1 pseudogene is annotated in these 1,104 nt (G+C 37.8%); it reads left to right on the forward strand.

Annotation, left to right across the window (positions count from 1 at the left end):
* Positions 1 to 1,104, forward strand: a pseudogene (locus AC3RVF_RS15870) (hypothetical protein); the annotation flags it as partial.

Consider the following 1,104-nt stretch of genomic DNA (forward strand, 5'->3'; position numbering starts at 1 on the left):
AATGTTGACGGTAAAACGTTAGAGTACACAGACGAAGACGGTGTTTTAACTAGCATCGACTTGGAAACAGTAATCGACACCTTCGAAACACTTACAACTATTGTAGATAACGGTAACGGAACTTTCACTTATACAGATGAAGACAACAATACTACAATCGTAGATGTTGCAAACCTTGAAACGCTAACTACGCTTGCGTTAAACGTTGACGGTAAAACTTTAGAGTATACAGACGAAGACGGTGTTTTAACTAGCATCGACTTAGAAACTGTAATCGATACTTTCGAAACCCTTACAACTATCGTTGATAATGGTAACGGAACATTCACTTATACAGATGAAGACAATGTTACTACTACTATCGATGTTGCAAACCTTGAAACCCTTACTACCCTAGCGTTAAATGTTGATGGGAAAACTTTAGAGTACACAGATGAAGATGGCGTTTTAACTAGTATCGACCTAGAAACAGTAGTCGATAACTTCGAAACACTTACTACTATTGTAGATAACGGAAACGGAACATTTACGTATACTGACGAAGACAATAACACTACAATCGTAGATATTGCCAACTTAGAGACCTTAACTACTCTTGCGCTGAATGTTGACGGTAAAACGTTAGAGTACACAGACGAAGACGGTGTTTTAACTAGCATCGACCTAGAAACTGTAATCGATACCTTCGAAACCTTAACTACTATCGTAGATAATGGTAACGGTACCTTCACTTATACTGATGAAGACAATAACACTACAATCGTAGATATTGCCAACTTAGAGACCTTAACTACTCTTGCGCTGAATGTTGACGGTAAAACGTTAGAGTACACAGACGAAGACGGTGTTTTAACTAGCATCGACTTAGAAACTGTAATCGATACTTTTGAAACACTTACTACTATCGTTGATAACGGTAACGGAACGTTTACTTATACAGATGAGGACAATGTTACTACTACTATCGATATTTCAAACCTTGAAACGCTAACTACGCTTGCGTTAAACGTTGACGGTAAAACTTTAGAGTATACAGACGAAGACGGTGTTTTAACTAGCATCGACTTAGAAACTGTAATCGATACTTTCGAAACCCTTACAACT

Source organism: Aequorivita sp. IT1183 (genome assembly GCF_058068265.1).